This window comes from Catenibacterium sp., from assembly GCF_052354645.1.
Classification (GTDB): domain Bacteria; phylum Bacillota_I; class Bacilli_A; order Erysipelotrichales; family Coprobacillaceae; genus Catenibacterium; species Catenibacterium mitsuoka_A.
Genome location: NZ_DAWDDM010000205.1, coordinates 1 through 3,648, shown reverse-complemented (window position 1 = coordinate 3,648; position 3,648 = coordinate 1). Strand labels below are relative to the sequence as shown.

The 3,648-nt window shown below is 34.3% G+C and carries 3 protein-coding genes; all 3 read left to right on the top strand.

Annotated features, from left to right (window positions below):
• Positions 1–113 precede the first annotated feature (113 nt).
• Positions 114–1,037 (top strand): hypothetical protein, encoded by a 924-nt coding sequence (locus ACT8VG_RS08660; RefSeq protein ID WP_226793845.1) that lies wholly within the window; start codon positions 114–116, stop codon positions 1,035–1,037.
• A gap of 64 nt (positions 1,038–1,101) precedes the next feature.
• Positions 1,102–2,382 carry a trigger factor gene (gene tig / locus ACT8VG_RS08655; RefSeq protein ID WP_217107145.1) on the top strand — a complete coding sequence of 427 codons (1,281 nt, stop codon included), beginning with the start codon at positions 1,102–1,104 and terminating at the stop codon, positions 2,380–2,382.
• A 44-nt stretch (positions 2,383–2,426) separates the two neighbouring features.
• On the top strand, positions 2,427–3,648 hold a 1,222-nt coding region (locus ACT8VG_RS08650; RefSeq protein WP_444195641.1), incomplete at its 3' end, for an LON peptidase substrate-binding domain-containing protein.

The window sequence follows — 3,648 nt, the reverse complement described above, 5'->3', positions numbered from 1 at the left end:
TTTTTTTTTCAAGCTGAAGACTTCATAAGAGATGTCTTATGGTCTCGTGGGATCTGATATGTGAATAAGATACAGGTCTAATTTTGATAAAATGGAAACTCAAGGAGGCAAACATGATAGAAGAACTTATTGAAGAAGGCCAGTATCAAGTCGCATTAAGTCGTTTGACAGATATGGATGACGAGATGACTAGATATTATCGTCTTGTATGCTTGAATGCATTAGAAGATTATCAAAGATGTATGCAGGAAGGGGCCGTTGCGAAAATGCAGGCCAATAACACTTATTATGAAGTGACTGCTTTATATTTAAATGCTTTAAAAGAACTTGAAGAATATGAACAGGCAATTAATATTCTTATTGAAGAATTATCCATGCCTTATATCCCTCAGCAGTATGAAAACTTGTTCAATGCAGTTTATGATGAAATTATTCTTATGAAACAGGAAAAGAATTACCAGCTAGAAAACAAGAGTACCATTATGTCTGCACAGGAAATTGGTCGTCTGCTTGATAGAGATAAAGTGAATGATGATTTAATTTATATGGCACTTGATCAATTACAGCAGTTAAACATCCGTATGATCATGCCTGAAGTAGCAAGATTTTTAAAAAATCCTCATAAGTCATCTTTTGCGAAGACACTTATTATGGAAATCTTGATTGATCAACAGGTAGATGAAGAGTTCACTGTAGTGAAAGGTGATGAAACATATTACTTTAATGGCTCTTATAGTCCTTTAGTATTAGAAAGAGAATGTTATACATTGATTGGTAAATCTCTTTCAAGAGTATTAGAAGATGATAATCCTACGCTTCTCTCACAATGTCTCGATTATCTGGAATATTATCTTTATACTATTTATCCTAAGGATATTATGCCAGAAGACTGTGATCTAGTAGCAGCAACACTACACTATTACGTTGCAACATTACAGAATATGCCAGTCGATCCATCTGATATAGAAATTGACTACAATTGCGATTTATCAGATGTAGAAAAAGAAATATTAGCACTCAAACAATTAGAGTGTTAAATTGTTGCATTGCATGAATCTTTCATGTATAATAGCAATTGCAAATAGTAAAGGAGATTAAGAAATGAATACAGAAGTTAAAAAACTTGAGAAATCAATGGTTGAAATCAAAGCCGTTTTCGATACAGAAGAATGGGCAGCAGCTCAGGAAAAGGCTTTAAATAAGTTAGCTGGTTCAGTTAAGTTAGATGGTTTCAGAAAGGGACATGCTCCAAAGAATTTAATCAAAGGTAAGATTGGTGCTAAGGCATTAAGAGAACAGGCTGTTGAAGAAATCTTAAGCGAAAACTATGCTAAAATCTTCGTTGACAACAATGTAACTCCAGTTGCTCAGCCAACTGCAAACATTGTTAAGTCTACTGAAACTGAATTAGAAGTAACTTTCACTTGTCCAGTTAAACCTGAATTCGAATTAGGTGAATACAAAGGATTAGAAGTAAAGAAGGCTCAGGTAAGAGTAACTAAGAAAGATGTTGAAGAAAGATTAAATGACTACCAGAAGCAGTTCGCTGAATTAGTAGTTAAAGAAGAAGGAACAGTTGAAGAAGGCGATACAGCTGTTATCGATTATGAAGGTTTCAAAGATGGTGTTGCTTTTGAAGGCGGAAAAGCAGAAAACTATTCACTTGAAATCGGTTCTCACTCATTCATCCCTGGATTTGAAGAAGGTCTAGTTGGTATGGCTGCTGGTGAAGAAAAAGAAATCAACTTAACTTTCCCTAAAGAATATCATGCAGCTGATTTAGCAGGTGCTGAAGTAGTATTCAAGGTTAAAGTTCATGAAATCAAAGCTAAGGTTTTACCTGAAATTGATGATGAATTAGCTAAAGATGTTAACATCGAAGGTGTTGAAACATTAGAACAGTTACAGGAAAAGATTAAAGATCAGATTAGAACTATGAAGAAGGCTGAAGCTGAAAACAAGTTCAATGAAGAAGTAATCAAAGCTGTTGTTGCTAACAATACAATTGATGTACCAGATGCAATGGTTGATAGCGAAGTTATGAACATTATTAACGAAATCAACCAGAACTTATCTCAGCAGGGATTAAACATTGAATTATACACTAAGATGACTGGTAAGACAATGGATGATATCAAAGCTGACGTAAGAGATCAGGCTGAAGAAAGAGTTAAGTTAAACTTAATCCTTGATGAAATCGTTAAGGCAGAAAACATTGAAGTGACTGATGCAGAAATGGAAGATGAAATGAAAGAAATCGCTACATACTACAACATGCCACTTGAAGAAGTTAAGAAGGTTCTTGGTGGTCAGGAATATGTAGTAAAGAGTGATTTAACTCACAGAAAGGCTCTTCAGTTAATTAAAGATAATGTGAAATAAGACGCCTACGCGTCTTATTTTTTCTAAGAAAGGAGAAATAGGTTATGGAAAATTTAAATGTAACAGTTGATCTTCCTGTTATTTGTACGCGTGGTATGCTTGTATTTCCAGGACATGAATTGTCTTTGGATGTAGGACGCACATTTTCCTTAAATGCAATGGATTTAGCTGTAAGTCAGCATGATTCTAATATTGTATTAGTCTCACAGATCCATCCTTTAGAAGAAGAAATCAATTTTGACATGGTATATCACCATGCCACACTTTGTAAGATTACAAAACGTATTAAGAAAGATAATCATGGAACAATTAAACTTACTGTAGTAGGTGAAAAGCGTGTTGAATTAGAATCACTTTATACTGAAGGTGAATGCTATTATGCAAAGGTGCGCTATTTAGAAGATATTCATGGTGATCCTAATGAAGAAACTGCGCTAGTACGTAAGTTGACTGAACAGATGCAGTCAATGAATGGGGCTAGTCAGTTGTTACCTAGAGAATTAATTTCAAATATTACTCATGGTTTATCAGCAAGTGAACTTGCTGATACTATTGGTCATTATATTAATTCTGATTTAGTAGAAAGAGAAAAGATTTTGGCTGAACCAGATATTAATAAACGTCTTTTGTTAGTTCTTGCATCTATGCAGAAGGAAAAGGCTATTAATGAAATTGAAAATTCTATTAATAATCGTGTTAAGAAGAGTATTGATGAAAACCAGAAAGAATTCTATTTAAGAGAAAAGCTTAAGGCAATTAAAGAAGAATTAGGTGATGCACCTAATGGTGAGGATGAAGTTGAAAGATTCCGTTCTATGATTAAGGATAATCCTTATCCACAGAATGTAAAAGACAAGTTAACTGAAGAGTTAGCACGTTATGAAATGATGCCTTCTACTTCACCAGAAGCTAATGTCGTACGTACTTATCTTGACTGGATGACTAAGCTTCCTTGGTTTGAAATGACTGAAGATAATCAGGATATTACTAAGGTAGAAAAAATTCTTGATGAAGACCATTTCGGTTTAAAGAAACCTAAAGAAAGAATTGTAGAACAGCTTGCTGTTAAACAGATGACTCAGTCTTTAAAGGCACCTATTATTTGTTTAGTAGGTCCACCAGGTGTTGGTAAGACTTCTATTTCTAAGTCTATTGCACGTGCTTTAGATCGTAAGTTTGTTAAAATTTCTCTAGGTGGTGTGACTGATGAATCAGAAATCAGAGGTCATCGTAGAACTTATTTAGGGTCTATGCCAGGTCGTATTA